At 73.7% G+C, this 495-nt stretch carries 1 pseudogene; it reads left to right on the forward strand.

Annotated elements, in window-relative coordinates:
* Positions 1-94 precede the first annotated feature (94 nt).
* Positions 95-495: pseudogene (locus ACFR9S_RS14905) on the forward strand (RNA-binding protein); the annotation flags it as partial.

Below are 495 nucleotides of genomic sequence, written 5' to 3' on the forward strand. Positions count from 1 at the left end.
ACCAGGCCGAGCGGCGCCGCTCCCCCCACGCCGACGGACCGCCGCGTCGCCGGAGACCGTCACCTACCTGTTCCCCCCGATCGAACTCCGGTCTATGACCGAGGAGACGGCCGACAGCGCGTCGAACGTCCGGGTCCGGGGGATCTACGCCACCGCGCTCACCCCGGCGCTGCTCGACGCCGGCCACCGTGTCGTACAGGCTTCGCCGCCGATCGAGCGGCGCTTCGACGCTGACCTCCCCGCCGCCGACCACGACGCCGCGATCGAGACCGGACCGGACCGGCAGGGCGTGAACGTCGCCGGCGAGCCCGACGCCGTCGAGTCGGTTCGGGAGCTACTCGCCGACACCGGGATCGACACGCTGGCGTGGACCGACCCCGCCCCCGTCGGCGCGGTGTTCGACGGCCGCGTCACCGAGACGCTCGGCAGCGGCGCGGTCGTCGAACTGGGTGAGACCGCGGGGTTCCTCCCGTACCGTAACGTCGACGGGACGGT

The organism is Halolamina salina, assembly GCF_042678005.1.
In the GTDB taxonomy this organism is placed as follows: Archaea; Halobacteriota; Halobacteria; order Halobacteriales; family Haloferacaceae; genus Halolamina; species Halolamina salina.